The sequence below is a fragment of the Streptomyces sp. NPDC001493 genome (genome assembly GCF_053597235.1).
The window spans coordinates 1-21,735 of record NZ_JBSFHV010000033.1; the positions used below are offsets into that span (position 1 = coordinate 1).

Genomic DNA, 21,735 nt, shown 5'->3' on the forward strand with positions numbered 1-21,735 from the left:
CGTCCTCACGGTCCACCGTCAGGTCATCGGCGAACCCCCGGTCACCGGTCGCGTCGGGCACGTACTTCACACAGACAACGATCCTCAAGCTCACGACGGCTCTCCTACCTGGTGGTGTTCGTAGTGCCGAGATTATGGCACTCAGTACCCTCTGTAAAGGTACGCAGTGCCAGATCGGGGTGTCCGGTGCTACGTTGCGCGGCATGACCGATGCGCGCAGACCAGCGAAGAAGGCCCCTATGCGGGAGGCGCTCGCCGAGGCGGCGTTCGAGCTCTTCATGGAGAAGGGCTTCGAGCGGACCACGGTGGACGACATCGTCGCGCGCGCCGGGGTCGGACGACGGTCGTTCTTCCGCTACTTCCCGTCGAAGGACGACGTGGTCTTCCCGGACCACGAGAGCTGTCTCGCCGAGACGACGGCCTTCCTCTCCGCGGCGGAAGCCGCGGAGACCGCGGACGGCAGGGACGCCGCCGACCCTATCGGCACGGTCTGCGGCGCGGCACGGATCGTGCTGAACATGTATGCGGCGAAGCCCGAATTCTCGGTCCGGCGCTACCGGTTGACCCGTGAGGTGCCGGGGCTGCGGGCCTATGAACTCTCCGTCGTGCGGCGGTACGAGCAGATCTTCGCGGGCTACCTCCGGCACGCCTACCGCGACCTGCCCGACGGGGTGCTGCGGGCCGAGGTTGCCGCCGCCTCGGTGGCGGCGGCGCACAACAACGGCCTCCGCCTCTGGCTGCGTTCGGGCGGTGACGGGGATGCCTGGGCGGCCGTCGACAGCGCCCTCGACATGGTGCGGGAGCTCTGGTCCACCCCGGCCGGACCGGCCGGGCGCACCGCGCTTCCGGGCGTGTTCGAGGTGGGTGGCGCCGAGGGGGCGGAGGGGTCCGCGCGGGACGTGATCGTCATGGTGGCGCAACGCGGAACCCCGATGTGGAGGGTCGTCCAGCAGATCGAGGCGGCGGTGGAGGAGAGCTGAACGCGGTGCCGTGACGGAGTGCTGAACGCGGGGGCCGGGGGCGGCCGAACGCGGGGGCCGGGGGCGGCCGAAGGCGGGGCCCGGGGCAGCCCGAATGCAACAATGGGCACTCAGTGTCTTTACCTCTAGGCACTGAGTGCCATATGGTGCGGACGCGCCGCTGTCGAGGTGCGGCGCGTTCGAGCCGAGCGCAGGGGGTCCCGACATGTTCCAGTCAGCAAGTGGCACCGCGCACAAGGTGGCCGAAGAGACGGGGCTGCCCTATCAGCGTTGCCGCTGGTGCGGGACGGCCTCCTTCCGCCGGCTGCTCTGCCCGGTCTGTGCGTCGAGCGACTTCGCCCCGGAGCGCAGCTCCGGTGACGGCGTCGTCGTACGGACCGCGGTCGTCCACCGTTACACCGAGGACGCCCGCAACGAATCCCTGGTCCGCTTCCCGGAAGGGTTCGTCTTCCGCTGCCAAGTCGTCGGGGCAGCCCCGCACTTGGTGGAGGTCGGCGCCCGGGTGCGCCCGCTTCCCGCCGAGGAGCCGGAAGCGGGCGACGTGATCCTGGAACTCTGCCAGCCGCCCGTACACCGCGACTGGTACTGACACGCCCCACGGCAGGCGCCCGGGCCGATCCGCGCCGCGCGGAACGGACCGAACGGACCGGCCGAACGCAACGGACCGGCCGAACGCAACGGACCGGCCGAACGGAACGGGACGATCAGCCAAGCCTCTTGAGCAGCTCGGCGGCCAACGGTGCCGAGGAGGCCGGGTTCTGACCCGTGATCAGGTTCCGGTCGGTGATCACAAACGGTGCCCACGGGTCGCTCTCCTGGAAATCCGCGCCCAGTTCCACCAGCCGGTCCTGCAGCAGCCAGCGCGCCTTGTCCGCGAAGCCCGCCTGGGTCTCCTCCGCATTGGTGAACCCGGTCAGCCGGTACCCGGCGAAGGTGGGGGAGCCGTCCGGGCGCTTCGCGGCGAGCAGGGCGGCCGGGGCGTGGCACACCACGCCGAGCGGCTTGCCCGAATCCAGTGCGCGGGTCAGGAGTTCGCCGGACACGGGGTCGACGGCGAGGTCCTCCATGGGCCCGTGGCCGCCGGGGTAGAAGACCGCGTCGTACTCGTCCAGCCGGACGTCGTCCAGGGCCAGCGGCGTACGCAGCTCGTCCATGCCGGCCAGCGTCGCGGCGATCCGGTCGGCGTTCTCCTGCCCGCCGTTGACCTCCGGGGCGAGACTCCCCCGGTCCACGGTCGGCTCGACTCCGCCCGGGGTGGCGACGACGACCTCGTGACCGGCCGCCTTGAACGCCTCGTAGGGGGCGACGGCCTCCTCGGCCCAGAAGCCGGTGGGGTGCTTACTGCCGTCCGCCAGGGTCCAGTGGTCCGCGCCCGTCACCACAAACAGGATCTTCGCCATCTCGCACATCTCCGGGGTCGTGGGGGTTGCGTCGTCGGTTGCCGACCCCTCGACCGTAGGACGGAATCCGCCGGTGACGCCAACCGGCGGCCGCGGGCGGGCCCGGTCGGTGGTGCGTACGCGCGGCAGGCGGGGCGGTGGGAACCGGTGGTGCCGCCCGCCCGGGACGGCGACCGCGCGTCCCGGAAAAGGGATTGCGTGCCCGTAGCCGCAGTGGCAGGCTTGCCGCGCCTCAGGCGTGCGGGCCCCTCCCGGCCCGTACAGGCGGATCGCTAAGGAATGAGCCAATTGTCCACGACGTCCCTCAGTGGCCGTCGTCGGTACTGACAGGTACAGGTCCGCTTCGGCGGCACCTGCCGGCCGGTACCACGCCGTACTGCACGGCGGCCCCACGATGCGGTGCCCGGCGCACCGCCGCCGCTCCCTGCCCGGAGCAGGCACGACACGCAAGCAAGCGCCGCTCCGCACGCCCGTCACGGGCCGTGCGGGACGCGTTCCCTCCCTGTCACCTTCGTGAGGTCACCACCATCATGGACACCAACGTCCAGAGCTTCGCCGTCGCCCATCTCCAGCGTCGTCCCGACACCGTGGAGACCGGCGGATTCGTCGCGGGATTCGACCCCGCCACGTCCAGCCCGTACGTCAACTACGCCACCCCTCTGCCCGGCGCCCGGCCGACCCCGGACGACGTGCGTGCCCTCGTCGGTGCCTTCCGCGGGCGCGGGCTGCTGCCCCGCCTGGAGTTCGCACCGGACGCCGCCCCCGCCGTGGAGGCGGCGTTGCGGGGCGCCGGTTTCACCGTCGAGGAGGTGCATCCGTACCTGGTCTGCACCCCCGCCACGCTGACCCCGCGGCCCAGCGTGATCCGAACGGGAGGCCCCCATGGCGGCGTGGCCGGCGGGGATCCGGACCTCCTCGTGGAGACGCCGGTCTCCGAGGAGGAGTACGCGGCGATCGACGCCGCCCTCTCGGAGTCCTTCGACGGGGCCTTCGCCCCCACCGCGCACGGCACCGCCCGGCTCCGGCGCACGCAGGAGAGCGGCGGGGGCGTCCGTTTCGTCCGGGCGCCCGACGGCAGCTGCGCGGGCGGCGCCTCCTGTTCCGCCCCGGCGGTGGGGACCGCCGAACTCGCCGGCGTCGGCACCCGCCCCGCCTTCCGGGGCCGGGGCATCGCGGGCGCGGTCACGGCCGCCCTGACCGGGGCGATGTTCGACCGGGGCGCCGAGTCGGTCTGGCTGGAGTTCTCCGGTGAGGGCTCACGCCGCGTGTACGAGCGCCTCGGCTACCGGCAGCAGGGCACCCGCCTCTACATGAGGCTCGAAGCCTGACGGGCCCCGGGGCGGGGCCTGCCTGCCTTCTGGGCGGCCCCGCCCCCGTGCCCGTCCCCGGACAGGGGGTTTCACGGCCCGGAAACCTGTCCGCTTTCGGGGGTGCGCCCGGACCGTGCTTAGCTGGAGACATGATCGATGACTTTCTCGCCGAAAACGCACGGAACACCGGAAGCGCCGGGAGTGTCGGGCAGGTGGCGCTGGTCGAGGAGGCGGTACGCGAGGCGGTGGCCACGGAGATCATGCCCCGCCACCGCAAGCTCGCCGCCGACGACATCATCGAGAAGAGCGGTCCGCACGACCTCGTCACCAGCGCCGACCGGGAGGCGGAGAAGCACCTCACCGCAGCGCTGACCCGCATCCTGCCGGGTTCGGTGGTGGTCGGCGAGGAGGCGGTGCACGCCGATCCGGCCGTGTACGGCGCGCTGTCCGGGGACGCGCCGGTGTGGATCGTGGACCCCGTGGACGGCACCCGCCAGTTCGTCCGTGGCGAGTCCGGATTCTGCACCCTCGTCGCCCTCGCCCACCACGGTGAGCTCATCGCCTCGTGGACGTACGCCCCCGTGCTCCAGGAGATGGCCGTCGCGGTACGCGGCCGGGGCGCCACGCTCAACGGTGCGCCCCTCCGGTCCGGCTCGCCCGAGCCCGGCGCCGTACTGAGGGTCGCGATGTCCCACCCCGACTTCACCACCGACGAACAGAAGCGCGCCCTGCTCGGCCTGCGGACCGAGGGCATCGACGCCCGCGCCTGCGGCTCGGCCGGGCTGGAGTACCTGGCCGTCGCCCGGGGCGACCTCGACGCACTCGCCTTCAACTGGGAGTTCGCCTGGGACCACGCGGCGGGGCTGCTGCTGGTCGCCGAGGCCGGCGGCTCCCACGCCACGCTGTCCGGCGCACGGTTCAGGCTGGCCGGCGACAACGACCTGCCGTTCGCGGTCGGCCGGGACGAGGCCACCGTCGCCCGCATCCGCGAGGCCCTGCTCAGCAACGTCTGACGCCAAGGCGCCCCAAGGCGTCCCAAGGCCCCCAAGGCGCCCCAACGCACCACGGCGCACCACCGCACCCCAAGGCCCCACGGGCACTCCGGCGCTCAGCGGGGCGTCCGCGCCGCCGCTCAGGCCCTCCCGCGCGCCAGTACCTCCCGCACCTCCCGCACCACGTCCCGGGCCGTCTCCACCGCCTCGGGGCCGAGGTCGCGCAGCGCGGAGGCCACCCGCTCCGCGAAGCCGGGCGGAGTCTCCGGCAGCGCCGCCGCGGCGGCCAGCGCGCCCTTCTCGTTCAGGCACCAGGTGCGATGGTGCCCGTGCAACGCCTGGGCGAGAATCCCGAACGCCCGCGACAGACAGAGGGACACATGGAGGGTGTCGCCCGCCGGGGCCGACTTCGCGGCCGAGCCCACCAGGAACTCCGCCTCCCACGCCCCGTCCGCCAAGGCCCGCCGCAACGGCTCCGGATACAGCCGGACTTGTTTCTGAAGCTTCGTCAGTTCACCTGCCGGGTCGGCGAGTACGCGCCCGAGCGCGACCTCGCCCGGATAGCACGGCGACCAGAAGCCCAGCGGATGCCCCGGCTGCACCCCGACTTCGTACCGCCCCTCCCGGCAGTCCGCCCAGACCGCTTCCACCCGGTCCAGGTCCCGCAGGATCCAGTCCACCGCGACGCCGCCGACCCGCAGCCAGCCGCCCCCGTTCACCCAGGGGCCCCAACTGCCCGGCCCCTCCACCGTCGCAGGTGTTCCCTGCGCCTCGGAGGCGAGGGCGATCAACGCGTCGAGATCGGGCGAATCCCGGTAGTAGAGGCCCAGATCCCAGTCGGAGTCGGGGCGATGGGTGCCACGGGCCCGGCTGCCGCCGAGGGCGACGGCACGGACACCGCCCACGCCGACCAGGCGGGCGGCCATGGCGGCGACGGTGGACGCGGTCTTTTCGGCGGAGTCGGTCATCGGACGGGAGGGTACCCACGCGTAGGCCGCCCGCGCGCGGGAATATCCTGGTTCCCTCAGGGCTGTCCCGCTAAGGAGTCCCAAGGTGTCACCGATGCTTGACGCAGTCGTCGTGGGGGCCGGGCCCAACGGACTGACCGCCGCCGCCGAACTGGCCCGCCGCGGCTACGCGGTGGAGGTCTTCGAAGCGGCCGACACGGTCGGCGGCGGCGCCCGCACCCGTGAACTGACCCTCCCCGGCTACCGCCACGACCCCTGCTCCGCCGTCCACCCGCTCGGCATCGGCTCCCCGGCGTTCGCCGGAATGCCGCTCGCCGACCACGGGCTGGAGTGGATCCAGCCGGAACTCGCCCTCGCCCACCCCTTCCCGGACGGCACGGCAGCCGTCCTCAACCGGTCGGTGGGGGAGACCGCCGCCTCGCTCGGCGCCCGGGACGCGGGAGCCTACCGCCGGCTCGTCGCCCCCTACCTCGGCCACTGGGAGACCCTCGCCCAGGACTTCCTGCGCACCCCCTGGCTCGGCCTGCCCCGCGACCCGTACCGCTGGGTGCGCTTCGGCCTCGACGCCCTCCAGCCCGCCACGCTGCTCTCCCGCCGCTTCCGCGACGAGAAGGCACGCGCGCTCCTCGCCGGCCTCGCCGCACACGCCATCGCCCCCACCTCCGGGGTCGCCACCGGCGGCATCGCGCTGCTCTTCGCACTCGCCGCGCACGCCAACGGCTGGCCGGTGCCCCGGGGCGGCTCGCAGTCGATCTCCGACGCCCTCGCCTCGTACCTGCGCAGCCAGGGCGGCACCATCCGCACCGGAATCGAGGTCAAGCGCCTGGACGAGCTGCCGCCCGCCCGCGCCTACGTCTTCGACACCTCGCCGACCGCGCTCGCCCGGATCGCCGGACTCGGCAACGCCTACCGCCACTACCGCTACGGCGCCGCCACCTTCAAGATCGACTACGCGCTCTCCGGGCCGGTCCCCTGGACGGCCGAGGAGGCGCGGCGCGCGGGGACCGTACACGTCGGACCCACCGCCCCCGAGATCGACGCCGCGCTCCGCGCCGCCGTCGAGGGCCGCGACCCCAGCGTCCCGTTCCTGATCACCGCCCAGCCGAGCCTGGCCGACCCCACCCGCGCCCCCGAGGGGCACCACGTCTTCTGGGTGTACGGACACGTCCCGGCACGCTGGGAGGGCGACGCCACCGAGGTCATCGAGCGCCAGCTGGAGCGCTTCGCACCCGGGTTGCGCGACCTGGTGCTGGCCCGGGCCGTCGCCGGACCGCGGGAACTCGCCGCGCACAACGCCAACTACGTCGGGGGCGACATCGCCTGCGGCGCCTTCGCCGGTCTCCAGACCGTCATCCGCCCGAAGCTCGCCCGCGTCCCGTACGCCACCGCCCACCCGGCGGTCTTCCTCTGCTCCTCGGCCACCCCGCCCGGCCCCGGCGTCCACGGCATGTCCGGCCACCACGCCGCCCGGGCCGTCTGGCGCAGCCTGCGCGCCGCAGGGTGATCCCGGGGAGGGCGGCCGCGACCTCCATGTCGGATTTCCGCCAGCCCCGGGCTCCCGGGTGACCGATGCTTGAAGCATGCACACCGACACCGAGCGCTGCGTGCGGGCCGTCCAGTCCAAGGACGCCCGCTTCGACGGATGGTTCTTCACGGCGGTCCTGACCACCCGGATCTACTGCCGTCCCAGCTGCCCCGTCGTGCCGCCCAAGGTCGAGAACATGACCTTCTACCCCAGCGCGGCCGCCTGTCAGCAGGCCGGTTTCCGGGCCTGCAAGCGCTGCCGGCCGGACACCAGCCCCGGCTCCCCGGAGTGGAACGCCCGCGCCGACTCCGTCGCCCGCGCCATGCGCCTCATCCAGGACGGGGTGGTCGACCGCGAGGGCGTTCCCGGACTCGCCGCCCGCCTCGGGTACTCCGCCCGCCAGATCGAACGCCAGCTCCTGGCCGAACTCGGAGCCGGCCCGCTCGCCCTGGCCCGCGCCCAGCGGGCCCAGACCGCGCGGGTCCTCATCGAGACGACCGCGCTGCCGATGGCCGAGGTGGCGTTCGCCGCCGGGTTCTCGTCCATCCGTACCTTCAACGAGACGGTCCGCGAGGTCTTCGCCCTCGCCCCGGGCGAACTGCGCACCCGCGCCGAACGCGGCGGCAAGGCCGCCGCCACACCCGGCGTGATAGCGCTGCGCCTGCCGTACCGCGCCCCGCTCAACCCCAGCAACCTCTTCGGCCACCTCGTCGCCACCGCCGTCCCCGGCGTGGAGGAGTGGCGCGACGGCGCGTACCGCCGCACCCTCGCCCTCCCGCACGGTCACGGCATCGTGGCGCTCTCGCCGCGCCCCGACCACATCGCCTGCCGCCTCCAGCTCACCGACCCCCGCGACCTCACCCTCGCCATCAGCCGCTGCCGCCGCCTGCTCGACCTGGACGCGGACCCGGTCGCCGTGGACGGCCAGCTGCGCACCGACCCGCTGCTCGCCCCCCTGGTGGACGCCGCCCCCGGGCGGCGGGTGCCCCGCACGGTGGACGGGGCGGAGTTCGCCGTACGCGCCGTCCTCGGCCAGCAGGTCTCCACCGCCGCCGCCCGCACTCACGCCGCCCGCCTGGTCACGGCGTACGGGAAGCCCGTGGAGGACTCCGAGGGCGGGCTCACCCACCTCTTCCCGACACCGGAGGCGCTGGCCGGGCTGGACCCCGAGGCGCTCGCCCTGCCGCGCACCCGGCGCACCACGCTGACCACGCTCGTCGGCGCTCTCGCCGACGGCTCCCTCCGGCTGGACGCCGCCGACACCGACTGGGACGAGGCCCGTGCCGCGCTGACCGCGCTGCCCGGGTTCGGGCCGTGGACCGTGGAGGTGATCGCCATGCGGGCCCTCGGCGACCCGGACGCGTTCTGCCCGACCGACCTCGGCATCCGGCGCGCGGCCGAGCGGCTGGGGCTGCCGTCGACCCCGGCGGCGCTCACCGCGCGGGCGGCCGGATGGCGGCCCTGGCGGGCGTACGCCGTGCAGTACCTGTGGACCGTCGACGGGCACCCCATCAACCGGCTGCCCGAGTGATCCCGGCCCCGACGAGCGTCCCGACCTCCTGATCTCCTGATCTCCGAAAGAAGCACCCCATGAGCACCGCCGCCCTCCCGCACACCAGGACCCACACCCTCCTCGACAGCCCCTACGGCCCGCTCACGCTCGTCGCCACCGACGGAGTCCTCAGCGCCCTGTACATGACCGACCACCGCCACCAGCCGCCGCGCGAGACGTTCGGGGAGGAGGTGGACGCCGGATCCTTCGCCGAGGCGGTCCGCCAGCTGGGGGAGTACTTCGACGGGACGCGTACGGAGTTCGACCTGCCCCTGCACCTGGAGGGCACCCCGTTCCAGCGGACCGTCTGGGCGGAGCTCCAGCGCATTCCGTACGGCGAGACGCTCTCCTACGGCGAACTGGCCGGCCGGCTCGGCAAGCCCGGCGCCTCCCGCGCGGTGGGCCTGGCCAACGGCCGCAACCCGGTCTCGATCATCGTCCCGTGCCACCGGGTCATCGGTGCCTCGGGGAGCCTCACCGGGTACGGCGGCGGGCTCGACCGCAAGCAGCGTCTGCTGGCGTTCGAACGCGGCACGGAGAACGACACCCCGGCGCTGTTCTGAGGGCCGGGGCATGGGAGAGCCCGGTGACCGACCAGCGGTCACCGGGCTCTCCCACGTCCATCCCCGTACGGGCGACGTCAGCCGGTGAAGATCTCGGTCACCGTCCAGATCGCCAGCCCGAGCATGCACACCCCGCCGACCCGCTGGACGGTCTTGAGCGGCACCCGCTTGGCGATGAACCGGCCGGCCAGCAGCGCCAGCGCCGAGACGGACATCAGCGCGGCGGCGGAACCGATCGCCACGGACCAGGCACCGTTGCTCGCGGCGAGGTTGGCCGTGGTGATCTGGGTGAGGTCGCCCCACTCGCTGATGAAGACGGCCATGAACGCCGTCCCGTAGACCGGCCAGAAACCGGTGACGGTCTTGACCTCCTCGTCCTCGTCCTCGTCGTCGCCACCGCCGCGCAGCAGCATGAAGGCGCCGAAGGCGAAGAGCAGGGCGGAGACCAGCTTGACGATCCAGTCGGGCAGCAGCCCGAGGAGACCACCCGCGCCGACCGCGATGGCCACATGGACGATGAACGCGGACGACGTACCGAACCAGACGTACAGGGGTTTCATGCGCGTGCCCATGGCGAGCGACGCGAACATCGTCTTGTCCGGCAGTTCGGCGAGGAAGATCAGCCCGAAGGCGGTGATGATCGCCAGGGGGTCGAGGTGCATTCCGGGTGGCTTTCTGTAAGAGCCGGGCCCCGGGCCTTCGCGAAGCGCCGCACGGGCTCTCGGAGGACCACTCGGCCCGGCACGACGCAGCACCCGCAGGGCGCGGGTGTGTCATACCTGACCGAAGGTCTCGCCCACCCGCCATGATCGACGGGCCCGGCCACCGGGAATCCGGGGATTCCAGTGTGTCGACGACCGGTTTTCGGGGCTACTCCCCTTCGCAGCCCTCAACATTACCCCACCCGCGCCCGCGGAGCTCATCCGGTACCGCCCGCCCCGTCCGCCGCCAGCCGTTCCAGCAGGGCCGGGAGAGCCGTACCGATCGGCTCGCGCACCACCTCGGCGGCCCGGTCGTCGTACGGGGTCGGTTCCGCGTTCACGATGATCAGCCGGGCTCCGTGGTCGGCGGCCAGACCGGCGAGCGCGGCCGCCGGGTGCACCTGGAGCGTCGTGCCCACCGCGACGAACACCTCGCACCCCTTGGCGATCGCCACCGCCTTCGCCAGCACCTCCGGGTCCAGCCGCTCGCCGAACATGACCGTCGCCGACTTGAGGATGCCCCCGCAGCCCGTGCACGCCGGGTCCGGCTCGCCCGCCTCCACCCGGCGCAGCGCGTCGGTCATGGGGGAGCGGGCGTGGCACCGGGTACAGACCACCTCGCGCGCGGTGCCGTGGAGCTCGACGACCTTGCGGGCGGAGAGCCCGGCCTCCTGGTGCAGACCGTCGACGTTCTGCGTGAGGACCCGTACCGCCGTGCCGGACCGCTCCAGGTCCGCCACGGCGCGGTGGGCCGCGTTCGGCTCGGCGTTCCACGCCGCACTGGTGCGGCGCATCTGCCAGGAGCGGCGGCGGATCTCCGGATCGGCCATGTAGAAGTCGTAGGTGACGAGCTTCTCGGCCTCGGGGTCCCGCGTCCACACACCGTTCGGGCCGCGGTAGTCGGGGATGCCGGAGTCCGTGGAGACGCCGGCACCGCTGAGGATCGCGACGAGAGTCATGCGGGGGAGCCTACGGACGGGCTGTCCGTCCGACGACCGGATTTCCCGGCGTGGGCCGCCCGTCAGAGGGCGGCCGGCCGGCCGTCCTCCAGCTCCACCGCTCCGGTACCCGAGTCGAGCGCCGCCAGCGCGGCCTCCACCCGCAGCCCGAGCGACCCGAGGAGGTGCTCCCGGAGGGCGGACCGCTCCACCAGCTTCCAGGACAGGAGCTCCTCCTCCTGGAGGACGATCGCCGCCAGCTGTGCCTCGCTCAGCACTCCGCCGTCGAACAGGTAGGCCACGATCGGCGGGCGGGCCGGGCCGCGTACCCAGTCCACCACCAGGAGCCGGCCCGGCTCCAGGTCGAGGCCGATCTCCTCGGCGGTCTCGCGCCGCGCCCCCGCCCGGGGGCCCTCGCCGGTGCCCGACTCGATCGTCCCGCCGGGCAGCGCCCAGCCCTCACGGTAGTTCGGCTCGACCAGCAGGACCCGGCCCGTCGTGTCGCGGAAGAGGCAGGCTGCGCCCGCCAGGATCCGGGGCAGGCCGTCGATGTAGGTGGCGTAGTCGTCAGTTGTGGTCACCGCGCCAGATTAAAGGCTGTCCCGACCCGTGGCCGCTGTCGTCACCGCCGGCCGATGACCCCGCCGCCCATGGGCCGGTGGGGGGATTTCTGACGGATTGTCGGTCACGCCGGTCCCCTCTTGTGGATCACCTGTGGCATCCCTTGGGTGCCCCTTCCATTAGTACGACAATCGTTCCGGCTTCAAGGAGTCATGCATGTCCCTCTCCGCCTCCACCCGTACCCACGCCCTCCGCGCCGGCACCCTCGTGGCAGCCGCCGGCATCGCTCTCACCTGCGCCTCCGATGCCTTCGCCATTCCCGGCGACAGCGGCGACCTCAACATCGTGGAGATCCGCAACGCGGGTCGCGACGGCCGTGCGAACGGCGGCGCGATCTGCCAGTTCAGGCTTTCGGCCAACAACTTCGAGACCCTCCAGTCGGTCGCCTGGACCGTCACCGAACTGCCGCTGACCATTCCGCCCGGGAACGTGCTGGCCGGCACGCTCCCCCTCTCGCAGGGCAGGGCCCGCAGCCCGCAGTACCAGCTGCCGGACGGCACCTACCAGCTCCAGTGGGTCGTCCCCGGCAGCCTGACCAAGCAGCGGACCTTCGTCGTCAACTGCCCCGACGAGAGCCGCGGCGCCCGCGGTGGCGAGCGCAACCAGACGGCCGGTGGCCAGGCCGCCGACAACCAGGCCGCCTCCGGCACCACGGCTGCCGACGGCACGACCGCCGACACGCAGGCCGCCGACACCCCGGCCGCCGCCTCGGGCAACCGCCCCGCCGGCGGAGTCCCCGCGGGCGGCGGTGGCGTTCCCACCCTGGAGACCGCGAGCTACGACGGCGACTCCGGCCCGGGAGCGGGGACCACCGCGGCCGTGGCGGCGGGGGTGGCCGGACTCGGCGGGCTCGTCCTGGCCCGCCGGGCGGCTCGCCGACGCGCCCGTGGCGAGGCGTAACACTCCGCGACGGCGGCGCCGAGGGCCGAGTCGCGCATGCCGTCTCACGCTGACGTTGTGCGCGACCTCCTCCCTCGTGGCAGGCATCGTCCATGTATGCAGTGATGCGTCCGACGATGCGACGGCGCCTGCCGCCGCCCGTGGCTCCGATGCCGCGGGCGGCGGGTCGCCGCCGTTCCGGAGGGCTCCACACCGCATGCCCGAGCGCATCCCTGAATCCCACCCCCCGCTGAGCCCCTCCCGGGCGGTGAAGGTCGCGATCCCCGCCATCTACATCGAGGCCCCGCTCGTCGGCCTGAAGCTCGACGCCAAGGGCCGTCTGGGCGCCCCGCCGATCAACCGGCCCAAAGTGGCGGGCTGGTACCAGGACGGGCCGTCACCGGGGGAGGCGGGCACGGCCCTGATCGTCGGCCACCGGGACACCGAGACGGGCCCCGCCATCTTCCTGAACCTCAACGCCCTGCGCAGGGGCGATGTCGTCAAGGTCCAGCGCGCCGACCGGCGCACGGCCGTCTTCACCGTCGACACCGTCAAGACCTACAAGAAGAGCGAGTTTCCCGACGACAAGGTGTACGGGACGACGAACCGCCCGGAGTTGCGACTGCTGACCTGCGGCGGACGCTTCGACAAGAAGACCGGCTACTCCGCCAACGTCGTCGTCTTCGCCCACCTCACCTCTCTCAACAAAGTCGCCTGAAAAGAGACATCCACGGCTCCCCACGACGGGCCGCACGCCTCGCGCGCGCGGCCCGTCGGGTGCGTTCCGGGTCGGCCGGACGCGTTCCGGTGCCGGCCCCGGGGGCAACCGGGCCCGGAGTATGGGCAGATCAGGTGGGCTGCGGATAGGGTCGAGCGGCACGAGAGCCTGTTCGATAGCGAAGGATTCAGGGTGGCGGACGGAGCAGCAGAGATGGTGACCGCGCGGGTGCTGGTCGCGGCGGACAAGTTCAAGGGTTCCCTCACGGCGGCACAGGTCGCGGAGCGGGTGACCACCGGACTGCGACGCGTTGTTCCCGGACTGCGGGTGGAGACGCTGCCCGTGGCGGACGGCGGCGACGGTACGGTCGCTGCCGCGCTCGCCGCCGGATTCGAGCGCAGAACCGCCCGGGTGACCGGTCCGCTCGGTGAGCCGGTCGACGCCGCGTACGCGCTCCGCTCCACCACGGCCGTGGTCGAGATGGCGGAGGCGTCCGGGCTCCAGCACCTGCCGCCGGGCGTGTTCGCCCCTCTCACCGCGACCACCTACGGCTCCGGCGAACTGCTGCGGGCCGCCCTCGACGACGGCGCCCGGACCATCGTGTTCGGCGTCGGCGGCAGCGCCACCACGGACGGTGGCGCGGGCATGCTGACCGCGCTCGGGGCCCGGTTCCTGGACGAGGACGGCCGGCCGGTCGGACCCGGCGGTGGTGGGCTCGCGCGCATCGCGGAGGCGGACCTCTCCGGACTCGACCCGCGCCTCGCCTCCGTGGACCTCGTCCTCGCCAGCGACGTGGACAATCCGCTGACCGGGCCGAAGGGCGCCCCCGCCGTGTACGGGCGCCAGAAGGGCGCCACCGACGAGGACATCGCGGTCCTGGACGCGGCGCTCGCCCGCTACGCCGCCGTGCTCGGCCCCGAACAGGCCGCGTTGCCCGGTGCCGGTGCGGCCGGCGGCATCGGTTACGGCGCGCTGGTCGGGCTGGGGGCCCGGTTCCGTCCCGGTATCGAGGTGATGCTCGACGTGCTGGGGTTCGCCCCCGCGCTCGCCCGCGCCACGCTCGTCGTCACCGGCGAGGGATCGCTCGACGAGCAGACCCTGCACGGGAAGGCCCCGGCCGGTGTCGCGGCCGCGGCCCGCGCCGCCGGTGTGGAGGTCGTCGCGGTGTGCGGCCGACTGGCGCTGACCGTGGAGCAGTTGGAGAAGGCGGGCATCACGCGTGCCTACGCCCTGGCGGATCTGGAGCCCGACCCCGCAGTCTCCATGGCCCAGGCCGGACCCCTGCTGGAGCGGGCTGCGGAGTCCATCGCCCGCGAGCACCTCGGCTGACCGACCGGACTGCCACCGGGTCCCGGCGCGGCGCCGCACGCGCCCGCCGGGCCCGCCCGCCGGGCTGCGGAGCCGGCCGGAACGCGGCTGGCGCCAGGGCCGGTTCGGCCGGTTCGGCCGGTTCGCGCGGTCTCGACAACGACCCTTGCGGTCGGCCGCTCCAGCCGCCGTAGCCGGTTGAGCACCATGTTGCGATGGCGGCGCAGCCGGACCGCCGCCCGCTCCGCCGGCCCGTCACGCTCCAGGGATACCGGAGCCACCGGGGCGGGCCGCCCCTGGTCCGTACTCCGCCCGTTGAATCCCCGCCGCGGGCCGCCGCTTCCGGCCGCGGGCAAGGCCACGACCCCGTACCTCCCGCGCTCCGGCAGCCCAAGGCGCCCGCCGCCCGCCCGGCCCTGCGGCGTCACGGGCCCCGCCCGCTGCGCGCCGGGCAGCGCCCGGACCGGCTCCTCCTCGCGCCGTCATCCGTTCGCCCGGACCGGCTCCTCCTCGCGCCGCCATCCGCTCGCCCCTCCCGCAGGCCGGGAAGCCGTGCGTCGTGGCGAGGGCGACGGCCCCCACCTCCCGCCGACGGGAGAGCGCCCCCTGTGCGCGCGCACAGACCGGCGGCGCCCCAACTGGTCGCCCGCATCGAGTCCGTCGTACGCCGTGGACGCGCGCCGGGACCGGTGCTGGTCTGTGGAGCCCAGGGGCTGCCCGCAGCCCCTGCCGGGTGTGCGGCGCACCGATCCACCACGGATCCACGCGCGGCCCCGGTCACGACGGACCCGGCCGGAGCCGGAAACGACCGGGCCGCACGACGGCCCGGTGACACCACGACGAGCAGGCGGAAGGAGGAGGACGCATGGCAACGCTTGAGATCCGCTCGCTGTCCGTGGGCTACGGCCCCGTACGGGCCCTGCGGAACGTCTCGGTCGACGTGCCGGCCGGCACGATCACCGCCGTACTCGGCGGCAACGGCGCCGGCAAGACCACACTGCTGCGGGCCGTCTCGCGGACCCTCGGCTTCCACCGCGGAAGCGGCACCGGCACCGTCCACTTCGACGGCCGCCCCCTGGACGGGCTGCGGCCCGCACAGGTGGTCGCCGCCGGAGTGGTCCACGTACCCGAAGGGCGGCAGGTGTTCGCCCGGATGACGGTGGCCGACAACCTGCGGGCCGGTGCCCTCGGAGCCCGCGGCGGGCGCAAGGAGGCGGCGGGTACCCTCGCCCGCGTCCACGAGCTGTTCCCGGTACTCGCCCAGCGCGCGCACCAGCGGGCCGGACTGCTGTCCGGCGGCGAACAGCAGATGCTGGCGATGGGCCGCGCGTTGATGGCCCGTCCCCGCCTGCTGCTGCTCGACGAGCCGTCCCTCGGCCTCGCCCCCCTGATGGCGGCCAAGATCGCCGAGACCGTCCAGGAGATCAACGCGCGCGGCACCTCCGTGCTGCTCGTCGAACAGAACGCGGCCATCGCGCTGCGCCTCGCCTCCACCGCGTACGTCCTCGACGTCGGCGAGGTCGCCCTCGGCGGACCGGCCGCCGAACTCGCCGCCACCGACGAGGTGCGCCGCCGCTACCTCGGAGTCGTCGACGAGACGGCGGCCGAGGACGCGGCCGCGGCGGCCGGTGCCCACCGCACCCTGCGCAGGTGGTCGGCGTGACCACCGCACCCACCCCCGCCGCCGTGCCACCGGGCACCGGCTCGCCCGCCCCGCTCACCGTCCGCGACGTGACCGTCAGGTTCGCCGGGCTCACCGCCCTCGACGGGGTTTCCTTCACCGTCGAGCCCGGCAGTGTGCACGCGGTCATCGGCCCCAACGGGGCAGGAAAATCAACCACGTTCAATGTGCTTTCCGGTGTCTGCCGGGCCACGTCCGGCACCGTGCACCTCGGCGCCACCGAACTCACCGGGCTGCCGGCCCACCGGATCGCCGCCCTCGGCGTGGCGCGCACCTTCCAGAACCTCGCGCTCCCGCCGCACGCCACCGTCGCCGAGAGCCTGCTGCTCGGACGGCACCGGCTGATGCGCACCGGATTCGTCGCCGCCGGACTCCGGCTGCCGTCCGCCGCCCGGGAGGAGCGCCGCCACCTCGAACGGGTCCACGAGATCGCCGCGTTCATCGGCCTCGAAGCCGAACTGGACCGTCCGGCGGGCGCCCTGCCGTACGGAGCGCAGAAGCTGGTCGAACTCGGCCGGGCGCTCTGCATGGAGCCCGAGGTGCTGCTCCTGGACGAACCCGTCGCCGGTATGACCGCCGACGAACGCCGCCGGACCGCCGCCGTGGTGGCCGGAGTCCGCGACAGCCTCGGCATCTCCGTCGTACTCGTCGAACACGACATGGGCGTGGTGATGCGACTCGCGGACGCCGTGACCGTCCTCGACTTCGGACGCCGGATCGCCGACGGCACCCCCGCCGAGATACAGGACGACCCCGCCGTCGTCCGTGCCTACCTGGGAGAAGAACAGGAATGACCACCTTCGTCGAACTCCTCCTGGGCGGCCTCTCCATCGGCTCGGTCTACGCCCTCATCGCCCTCGGCTTCGTCGTCATCTTCAAGGCCACCGAGGTCGTCAACTTCGCCCACGCCTCCCTGCTGCTCGCCGGCGGCTACGTGACCGCGGTGCTCCACGACGACATCGGCTTCTGGCCCGCGCTCGCCGCCGGCATCGCGGGCGCGGCGGTCGTCGGCGCCGCCGTCGAGTTCCTCGTCATGCGCCGCTACCGGGGCGGCGACCACAGCGTGCTGGCCATCGTCACCATCGGCGTCGACATCCTCCTCACCACCGAACTCACCCGGCGCATGGGCACCGACGTGCTGCCGCTCGGCGACCCCTGGGGGAGCGGCGTCGTCACCGTCGGCGGGGTCACCCTCGCCCAGACGAGGATCGCCGCCTTCGTCGCCGCCGCGCTGCTCATCACCGTGTTCCTGCTCGCCTTCCGCTTCACCTCCTGGGGCGTGTCGATGCGCGCCGCCGCCGAGAACCCGAAGGCCGCCGCCCTGATGGGCATCCGGCTCGGCCGGGTCTCGCTCTCCGCCTGGGCGGTGGCCGGGGCACTCGCCGCCGTCGCCGCCCTCTTCCTCACCGTGTTCCCGACCCCCGGACTCGAACGCGCCACCTCGCTCGCCGCGCTCAAGGCGTTCCCCGCGGCGATCCTCGGCGGCCTCGACTCGACCACCGGGGCCCTCGCCGGCGGACTCCTCGTCGGCGTCACCGAGTCCTTCGCCACGGGCTACCAGAGCGATCTCTCCTTCCTCGGACGGGGAATCGGCGACCTCGCGCCCTACCTGGTGATGCTGATCGTGCTGCTGATCAGGCCCGCCGGACTCTTCGGCACGAAGGAGCCGGCCCGTGTCTGAGACCACGCCCGACCGGACCCTCACCCCGACCACCGCACCGTCCGTGCCCTCCGCACCGGGCACCCCGGCCCCGTCGGCCCGTACGTACGGCGAACGACACCGCCGCCCGCGCCCGTACCTCTGGCTCGCCGGCTCGGTCCTGATGCTGGTGCTGCCGTTCTACCTGGACCGCTTCTGGCTCCAGGCCGGACTGTTCGCCATGGCCGCCGCGATCGGCGCCATCGGGATCAACCTGCTGACCGGGGCGACCGGGCAACTCTCCATGGGACACGGCTTCTTCCTCGCCGTCGGCGCGTACGGATACTGCGTCCTCGCGGGGGACCCGAGCCAGGAGAACGGCCACCGCCTCACCGGACTCTCCCTGCCGACCTGGCTCGCCGCGATCCTCGCCGTGGCGCTGGCCGGACTGGCCGGCGGGATCTTCAGTCCGATCGCGGCCCGGCTGCGCGGCGCCTACCTCGGCATCGCCACCCTCGCGCTCATCTTCATCGGCCAGCACGTGCTGTTCAACGCGGGCCCGCTCACCGGCGGCTTCAACGGCCGTGCCGTTCCCCCGCTGTCGGTCTTCGGGCTCACCTTCGACGACTCCGAACTCGTCGTGGCCGCCGTGCCGTTCGGGTCGTCCGAGAAGCTCTGGTACGTGGCCCTGGCCGCTCTCGTGCTCAGCGCGGTGTTCGCCCGCGGCGTGCTGCGCGGCAGGCCGGGCCGGGCGCTCAACGCCATCCGGGACCACCGGATCGCCGCCGGGGTGATGGGCGTTCCGGTGGCCCGGTACCGCGCCGGGGTGTTCGTGCTCTCGTCCATGTACGCGGGCCTGGCGGGTGTCCTGCTCGCCCTGGTCTTCCAGCGGACCGTCCCCGAGTACTTCGGCATGGCCCTCTCGCTGGAGTACCTCGCCATGATCGTCATCGGCGGTCTCGGCACGGTCGCCGGCGCGGTGGTCGGCGCCGTCTTCGTCTCCCTGCTCCCGCAGGTGCTCACCCACTACAGCGAGTCCCTCCCGCTGGTCTCCGCCCCCGGTACGGGTGGAATCGCACCCGGTGAGGCGTCCCGCTATCTCTACGGCGCCGCGGTCGTCGCGGTGGTCCTGTTCATGCCCGGTGGCCTTACGCGTTTGAAGAAGTCAGGGGAGAAGAAATGAGAAAGCGTGTTCTCGGAGCCGTCGTCGCGGCTCTCGCCCTCACCCTCGCGGGGTGCAGCGGAAAAGCCACCGAAGGGAAGGACACGGAGACGGACAAGGGCGGCATCAAAACCGGCCAGGGCGTCACCGACTCGGCCATCACCCTCGGCTCGCTGACCGACATGACCGGGGTGTACGCCTCGCTCGGCACGAGCATCACCCAGGCCCAGCAGCTCTGGGTGAAGCAGACCAACGCCGCCGGCGGGATCTGCGACCGGAAGATCGAGCTGACCGTCCGCGACCACGGTTACGACCCGCAGAAGGCCATCGCCGCCTACACCGAACTCGAACCCGAGGTACTCGGCTTCACCCAGTTCATCGGCTCCCCGTTCGTCGCCGCCGTCGAGCAGCGCATCGACGGCCAGGACCACGGGGTGGTGCTGCCGCAGGCCTGGTCGGCCAACCTGCTCGGCTCCCCGTACGTCCGCGTCATCGGCGCCACGTACGACATCGAGACGATCAACCTGATCGACTACCTGCTCACCGAGAAGCGCATCGCCAAGGGCGACAAGATCGGCCAGGTGTACTTCGAGGGCGACTACGGCGAGAACGCCCTCGCCGGGGCGAAGTACGCGGCCGAGCAGGCCGGCCTCACGGTCGTCGAGCAGAAGATCAAGCCCACCGACAACGACATGACCGCGCAGGTCTCCGCGCTCAAGCAGGCCGGGGTCAAGGCGATCATCGTCAGCGCGGGCCCCCGTCAGGCCGCCTCGCTCGTCGGAGTCGCCGCCGCGACCGGCTTCAAGGTCCCGGTCGTTGGCAACAACTCCGCCTTCGCCCCGCAGCTGCTCGCGACCCCGGCCGGCCCCGCGCTGCTGGCCGACTACTACGTCGCCGCCCCCGCCCTGCCCATCGGAGACCCGGGCGCCGGACCGTCGAAGCTGGCCAAGGAGTACACGGCCGCCTACCCGAAGGACGGCCTCGACAACGGCGTCGTCGCCGGGTGGATCGCCGCCTCCGTCTACGGCGAGGCGCTGAAGAAGGCGTGCGACGCCAAGGACCTCACCCGCGAGGGAGTCGACAAGGCGCTGCTCACCATCAAGGGTTTCGGCAGCGAGTTCGGGGTGTCCCACGACTTCACCGACCCGAAGGCGCCCTCCTCCCGGCAGAGCGTCATCATGAAGCCCGACACGAAGGTCCCCGGCGGCCTCAAGGTGGTCCGCCCGGCGGCGGTCTCCCCGGCGGCCGAGTCGTACACCGTGAAGTAGCCGTACGCCGCACGGAGCCACCGCTGTGCCTACGGCGCCGGCGGACCCGGACCGTCGGGTCCGCCGGCGCCGTACGTACGCGGCGAGGGCCCACCCGCCCCGCCCGGTCAGACCGCCGACAGCGCCCGCCGGGCGCAGGCCCACACGGTCAGCGCGACGGCGAGGAGAACACCCGCGCCGGTCATCACCCCGGCCCACCCTCCGCTCTGCCAGAGCACGGACGCCAGCGCGGAGCCGATGGTGCCGCCGAGGAAGTTGCCGGTGATGAAGGCGGTGTTCAGCCGGCTGCGGCTCTGCGGCTCCACACCCATCAGCCGGGTCTGGCCGAGGACGTTGCTCGCCTGGATACCGATGTCCAGCAGCAGGACCGCGATCAGCACGACGACGATCGAACGGCCGCCGAACCCGGCCAGCACGATCGCGGCCAGCGCCAGCAGCAGAGCCGCACCCGTGCCGCGTACCGACCATCCCCGGTCGTGCAGCCGTCCGGCCCGCTGGGCGGCGAGCGCGCCCGCGAGGCCCACCAGACCGACCAGCCCGATCCGGGTCACCGAGTAGCCGAACGGGGCGGCGCTGAGGAGGAAGGTCAGCGAGGTCCAGAACATGGTGAACACCATCATGCAGAGGGCGCCCAGGACGAGGGTGATCCGCACCGACCGGTGCCGGCCCACCGCACCGAGCACCGACTTCAGGAGGGCCGGGTAGCCCACGGACGCCTTGGGCGGGACCGCCGGCAGGACCCGCGCCAGTACGGCGGCGAGCACCACCGTCAGCACCGCCGCCACCACGTAGATCGCGCGCCAGCCGAACGCGTCGGCCACCAGCCCGCTGACCGTCCGCGACACGAGGATCCCGGAGAGGATTCCGGAGACGACCGTGCCGACCACCCGGCCCCGCTGGTCGTCGTCCGCCAGGTCGCCGGCCAGCGGAACCAGCAGCTGACCGGCCACCGTGGTCAGCCCCACCAGAGCGAGTGCCACCAGCAGCACCGCGAGACCCGGCGCCGCCGCGCAGCCCGCCAGCGCGACGGCCGACGCGAGCATGACCCCGGGGATGAGACGGCGACGGTCGAGCCGGTCGCCGAGCGGCACCACCAGGAACGCCCCGAGGGCGTAGCCGATCTGCGTGAGGGTGACCAGCAGCCCGGCCGAGCCGGAGCCGATGTGCAGGGAACGCCCGATCGTGTCGAGCAGGGGCTGCGCCCAGTACAGGTTGCCGACCGCGGCACCGGCGGAGACCGCGAACAGCAGGGTGAGGCCGCGGGTCATACCGCGGTGGAGGGGAGCCGTCACGGACGGCGCCGGGGCGGGTATCGCGTCCGCGGCAGGGGGCTGATCGATCATGTCCACAAGAGAACCAGTATCCGCGCCCCGTCGGCAGGACCTGCTGAGGGGGTACTGGCATGCCCTCCCGGGGCAGTGTCCGCGCCGATCCGCCGGACGACCTACCGGACGACCGCCGGCCGTCCGCCCACCAGGGCTGACCACCCGGAGCCCCGGCAGCCGTCCTCCGCGTACGGGCACGCCCCCA

The 21,735-nt window shown here is 73.2% G+C and carries 21 protein-coding genes and 1 pseudogene; 15 read left to right on the top strand and 7 right to left on the bottom strand.

The genetic code is table 11. The features are described 5' to 3' along the window. Positions 1 to 94 (bottom strand): annotated as a pseudogene (locus tag ACWCWD_RS32540) (electron transfer flavoprotein subunit beta); the annotation flags it as partial. 109 nt (positions 95 to 203) lie between these two features. Between ACWCWD_RS32540 and ACWCWD_RS32545 the strand changes: the two are divergent. Both ACWCWD_RS32545 and ACWCWD_RS32550 read left to right on the top strand, forming a co-directional pair. Further along, positions 204 to 980, top strand: a complete 777-nt coding sequence (locus tag ACWCWD_RS32545) for a TetR family transcriptional regulator (protein ID WP_450778485.1) — start codon at positions 204 to 206, stop codon at positions 978 to 980. 205 nt (positions 981 to 1,185) lie between these two features. Then, entirely contained in the window at positions 1,186 to 1,569 is a 384-nt protein-coding gene (locus ACWCWD_RS32550; RefSeq protein ID WP_450778487.1) for a Zn-ribbon domain-containing OB-fold protein, read from the top strand. A gap of 115 nt (positions 1,570 to 1,684) precedes the next feature. Here ACWCWD_RS32550 and ACWCWD_RS32555 read toward each other — a convergent pair whose 3' ends face one another. Next, positions 1,685 to 2,380 (bottom strand): type 1 glutamine amidotransferase domain-containing protein, encoded by a 696-nt coding sequence (locus ACWCWD_RS32555; protein WP_450778489.1) that lies wholly within the window; start codon positions 2,378 to 2,380, stop codon positions 1,685 to 1,687. Positions 2,381 to 2,910: 530 nt separating this feature from the next. Between ACWCWD_RS32555 and ACWCWD_RS32560 the strand changes: the two genes are divergently transcribed. Together ACWCWD_RS32560 and ACWCWD_RS32565 are read left to right on the top strand one after the other, a co-directional pair. Then, positions 2,911 to 3,708 (top strand): GNAT family N-acetyltransferase, encoded by a 798-nt coding sequence (locus ACWCWD_RS32560; protein ID WP_450778491.1) that lies wholly within the window; start codon positions 2,911 to 2,913, stop codon positions 3,706 to 3,708. Between the two features lie 131 nt (positions 3,709 to 3,839). Then, positions 3,840 to 4,703, top strand: a complete 864-nt coding sequence (locus ACWCWD_RS32565; RefSeq protein WP_450778493.1) for an inositol monophosphatase family protein — start codon at positions 3,840 to 3,842, stop codon at positions 4,701 to 4,703. A gap of 119 nt (positions 4,704 to 4,822) precedes the next feature. Here ACWCWD_RS32565 and ACWCWD_RS32570 read toward each other — a convergent pair whose 3' ends face one another. Beyond that, positions 4,823 to 5,650 (bottom strand): nucleotidyltransferase domain-containing protein, encoded by an 828-nt coding sequence (locus ACWCWD_RS32570; RefSeq protein ID WP_450778495.1) that lies wholly within the window; start codon positions 5,648 to 5,650, stop codon positions 4,823 to 4,825. Between the two features lie 85 nt (positions 5,651 to 5,735). Between ACWCWD_RS32570 and ACWCWD_RS32575 the strand changes: the two genes are divergently transcribed. From ACWCWD_RS32575 to ACWCWD_RS32585, 3 genes are all read left to right on the top strand, one after another. Further along, complete coding sequence (locus tag ACWCWD_RS32575) at positions 5,736 to 7,154, top strand: phytoene desaturase family protein (RefSeq protein ID WP_450778496.1); 1,419 nt, start codon at positions 5,736 to 5,738, stop codon at positions 7,152 to 7,154. A 76-nt stretch (positions 7,155 to 7,230) separates the two neighbouring features. Continuing rightward, positions 7,231 to 8,706, top strand: coding sequence for an AlkA N-terminal domain-containing protein (locus ACWCWD_RS32580; RefSeq protein ID WP_450778498.1), 1,476 nt, complete (start codon positions 7,231 to 7,233; stop codon positions 8,704 to 8,706). A gap of 59 nt (positions 8,707 to 8,765) precedes the next feature. Then, positions 8,766 to 9,290 carry a methylated-DNA--[protein]-cysteine S-methyltransferase gene (locus ACWCWD_RS32585; RefSeq protein WP_450778500.1) on the top strand — a complete coding sequence of 175 codons (525 nt, stop codon included), beginning with the start codon at positions 8,766 to 8,768 and terminating at the stop codon, positions 9,288 to 9,290. Between the two features lie 77 nt (positions 9,291 to 9,367). Here the strand turns inward: ACWCWD_RS32585 and ACWCWD_RS32590 are convergent, their stop codons facing one another. From ACWCWD_RS32590 to ACWCWD_RS32600, 3 genes are all read right to left on the bottom strand, one after another. Continuing rightward, complete coding sequence (locus tag ACWCWD_RS32590) at positions 9,368 to 9,952, bottom strand: TMEM165/GDT1 family protein (RefSeq protein WP_450778502.1); 585 nt, start codon at positions 9,950 to 9,952, stop codon at positions 9,368 to 9,370. Positions 9,953 to 10,209: 257 nt separating this feature from the next. Then, positions 10,210 to 10,950, bottom strand: coding sequence for an SIR2 family NAD-dependent protein deacylase (locus ACWCWD_RS32595; protein ID WP_450778504.1), 741 nt, complete (start codon positions 10,948 to 10,950; stop codon positions 10,210 to 10,212). 62 nt (positions 10,951 to 11,012) lie between these two features. Beyond that, positions 11,013 to 11,510, bottom strand: a complete 498-nt coding sequence (locus ACWCWD_RS32600) for an NUDIX domain-containing protein (RefSeq protein WP_450778506.1) — start codon at positions 11,508 to 11,510, stop codon at positions 11,013 to 11,015. A gap of 196 nt (positions 11,511 to 11,706) precedes the next feature. Between ACWCWD_RS32600 and ACWCWD_RS32605 the strand changes: the two genes are divergently transcribed. From ACWCWD_RS32605 to ACWCWD_RS32640, 8 genes are all read left to right on the top strand, one after another. Continuing rightward, a complete protein-coding gene (locus tag ACWCWD_RS32605; RefSeq protein WP_450778508.1) occupies positions 11,707 to 12,450 on the top strand; it encodes a hypothetical protein in 744 nt (247 codons plus the stop codon). Between the two features lie 49 nt (positions 12,451 to 12,499). Further along, complete coding sequence (locus ACWCWD_RS32610) at positions 12,500 to 13,147, top strand: class F sortase (protein WP_450778614.1); 648 nt, start codon at positions 12,500 to 12,502, stop codon at positions 13,145 to 13,147. 213 nt (positions 13,148 to 13,360) lie between these two features. Beyond that, on the top strand, positions 13,361 to 14,476 hold the full coding sequence (locus ACWCWD_RS32615) for a glycerate kinase (RefSeq protein ID WP_450778616.1): 1,116 nt from the start codon (positions 13,361 to 13,363) through the stop codon (positions 14,474 to 14,476). An 844-nt stretch (positions 14,477 to 15,320) separates the two neighbouring features. Further along, positions 15,321 to 16,118 carry an ABC transporter ATP-binding protein gene (locus ACWCWD_RS32620; protein WP_450778510.1) on the top strand — a complete coding sequence of 266 codons (798 nt, stop codon included), beginning with the start codon at positions 15,321 to 15,323 and terminating at the stop codon, positions 16,116 to 16,118. Next, complete coding sequence (locus ACWCWD_RS32625) at positions 16,106 to 16,930, top strand: ABC transporter ATP-binding protein (RefSeq protein WP_450778512.1); 825 nt, start codon at positions 16,106 to 16,108, stop codon at positions 16,928 to 16,930. The genes ACWCWD_RS32620 and ACWCWD_RS32625 overlap by 13 nt, the downstream gene beginning before the upstream one ends. Then, the gene (locus ACWCWD_RS32630; RefSeq protein WP_450778514.1) at positions 16,927 to 17,817 is read left to right on the top strand and encodes a branched-chain amino acid ABC transporter permease; all 891 of its coding nucleotides are present in this window, start codon (positions 16,927 to 16,929) and stop codon (positions 17,815 to 17,817) included. The genes ACWCWD_RS32625 and ACWCWD_RS32630 overlap by 4 nt, the downstream gene beginning before the upstream one ends. After that, a complete protein-coding gene (locus ACWCWD_RS32635) occupies positions 17,810 to 18,958 on the top strand; it encodes an ABC transporter permease subunit (RefSeq protein WP_450778516.1) in 1,149 nt (382 codons plus the stop codon). Before ACWCWD_RS32630 ends, ACWCWD_RS32635 begins: the two co-directional genes overlap by 8 nt. Then, positions 18,955 to 20,205 (top strand): ABC transporter substrate-binding protein, encoded by a 1,251-nt coding sequence (locus ACWCWD_RS32640; RefSeq protein ID WP_450778518.1) that lies wholly within the window; start codon positions 18,955 to 18,957, stop codon positions 20,203 to 20,205. The genes ACWCWD_RS32635 and ACWCWD_RS32640 overlap by 4 nt, the downstream gene beginning before the upstream one ends. Positions 20,206 to 20,312: 107 nt before the next feature. Here ACWCWD_RS32640 and ACWCWD_RS32645 read toward each other — a convergent pair whose 3' ends face one another. Next, the gene (locus tag ACWCWD_RS32645; RefSeq protein ID WP_450778520.1) at positions 20,313 to 21,548 is read right to left on the bottom strand and encodes an MFS transporter; all 1,236 of its coding nucleotides are present in this window, start codon (positions 21,546 to 21,548) and stop codon (positions 20,313 to 20,315) included. Positions 21,549 to 21,735 lie beyond the last annotated feature (187 nt).

Bases quoted from the DNA above. Each gene is read 5' to 3' on its own strand.
- ACWCWD_RS32620 (WP_450778510.1), top strand. From the start codon at position 15,321: ATGGCAACGCTTGAGATCCGCTCGCTGTCCGTGGGCTACGGCCCCGTA.
- ACWCWD_RS32545 (WP_450778485.1), top strand. From the start codon at position 204: ATGACCGATGCGCGCAGACCAGCGAAGAAGGCCCCTATGCGGGAGGCG.
- ACWCWD_RS32605 (WP_450778508.1), top strand. From the start codon at position 11,707: ATGTCCCTCTCCGCCTCCACCCGTACCCACGCCCTCCGCGCCGGCACC.
- ACWCWD_RS32645 (WP_450778520.1), bottom strand. From the start codon at position 21,548: ATGATCGATCAGCCCCCTGCCGCGGACGCGATACCCGCCCCGGCGCCG.
- ACWCWD_RS32555 (WP_450778489.1), bottom strand. From the start codon at position 2,380: ATGGCGAAGATCCTGTTTGTGGTGACGGGCGCGGACCACTGGACCCTG.
- ACWCWD_RS32580 (WP_450778498.1), top strand. From the start codon at position 7,231: ATGCACACCGACACCGAGCGCTGCGTGCGGGCCGTCCAGTCCAAGGAC.
- ACWCWD_RS32560 (WP_450778491.1), top strand. From the start codon at position 2,911: ATGGACACCAACGTCCAGAGCTTCGCCGTCGCCCATCTCCAGCGTCGT.
- ACWCWD_RS32590 (WP_450778502.1), bottom strand. From the start codon at position 9,952: ATGCACCTCGACCCCCTGGCGATCATCACCGCCTTCGGGCTGATCTTC.
- ACWCWD_RS32595 (WP_450778504.1), bottom strand. From the start codon at position 10,950: ATGACTCTCGTCGCGATCCTCAGCGGTGCCGGCGTCTCCACGGACTCC.
- ACWCWD_RS32550 (WP_450778487.1), top strand. From the start codon at position 1,186: ATGTTCCAGTCAGCAAGTGGCACCGCGCACAAGGTGGCCGAAGAGACG.
- ACWCWD_RS32640 (WP_450778518.1), top strand. From the start codon at position 18,955: ATGAGAAAGCGTGTTCTCGGAGCCGTCGTCGCGGCTCTCGCCCTCACC.
- ACWCWD_RS32565 (WP_450778493.1), top strand. From the start codon at position 3,840: ATGATCGATGACTTTCTCGCCGAAAACGCACGGAACACCGGAAGCGCC.
- ACWCWD_RS32585 (WP_450778500.1), top strand. From the start codon at position 8,766: ATGAGCACCGCCGCCCTCCCGCACACCAGGACCCACACCCTCCTCGAC.
- ACWCWD_RS32615 (WP_450778616.1), top strand. From the start codon at position 13,361: ATGGTGACCGCGCGGGTGCTGGTCGCGGCGGACAAGTTCAAGGGTTCC.
- ACWCWD_RS32570 (WP_450778495.1), bottom strand. From the start codon at position 5,650: ATGACCGACTCCGCCGAAAAGACCGCGTCCACCGTCGCCGCCATGGCC.
- ACWCWD_RS32630 (WP_450778514.1), top strand. From the start codon at position 16,927: ATGACCACCTTCGTCGAACTCCTCCTGGGCGGCCTCTCCATCGGCTCG.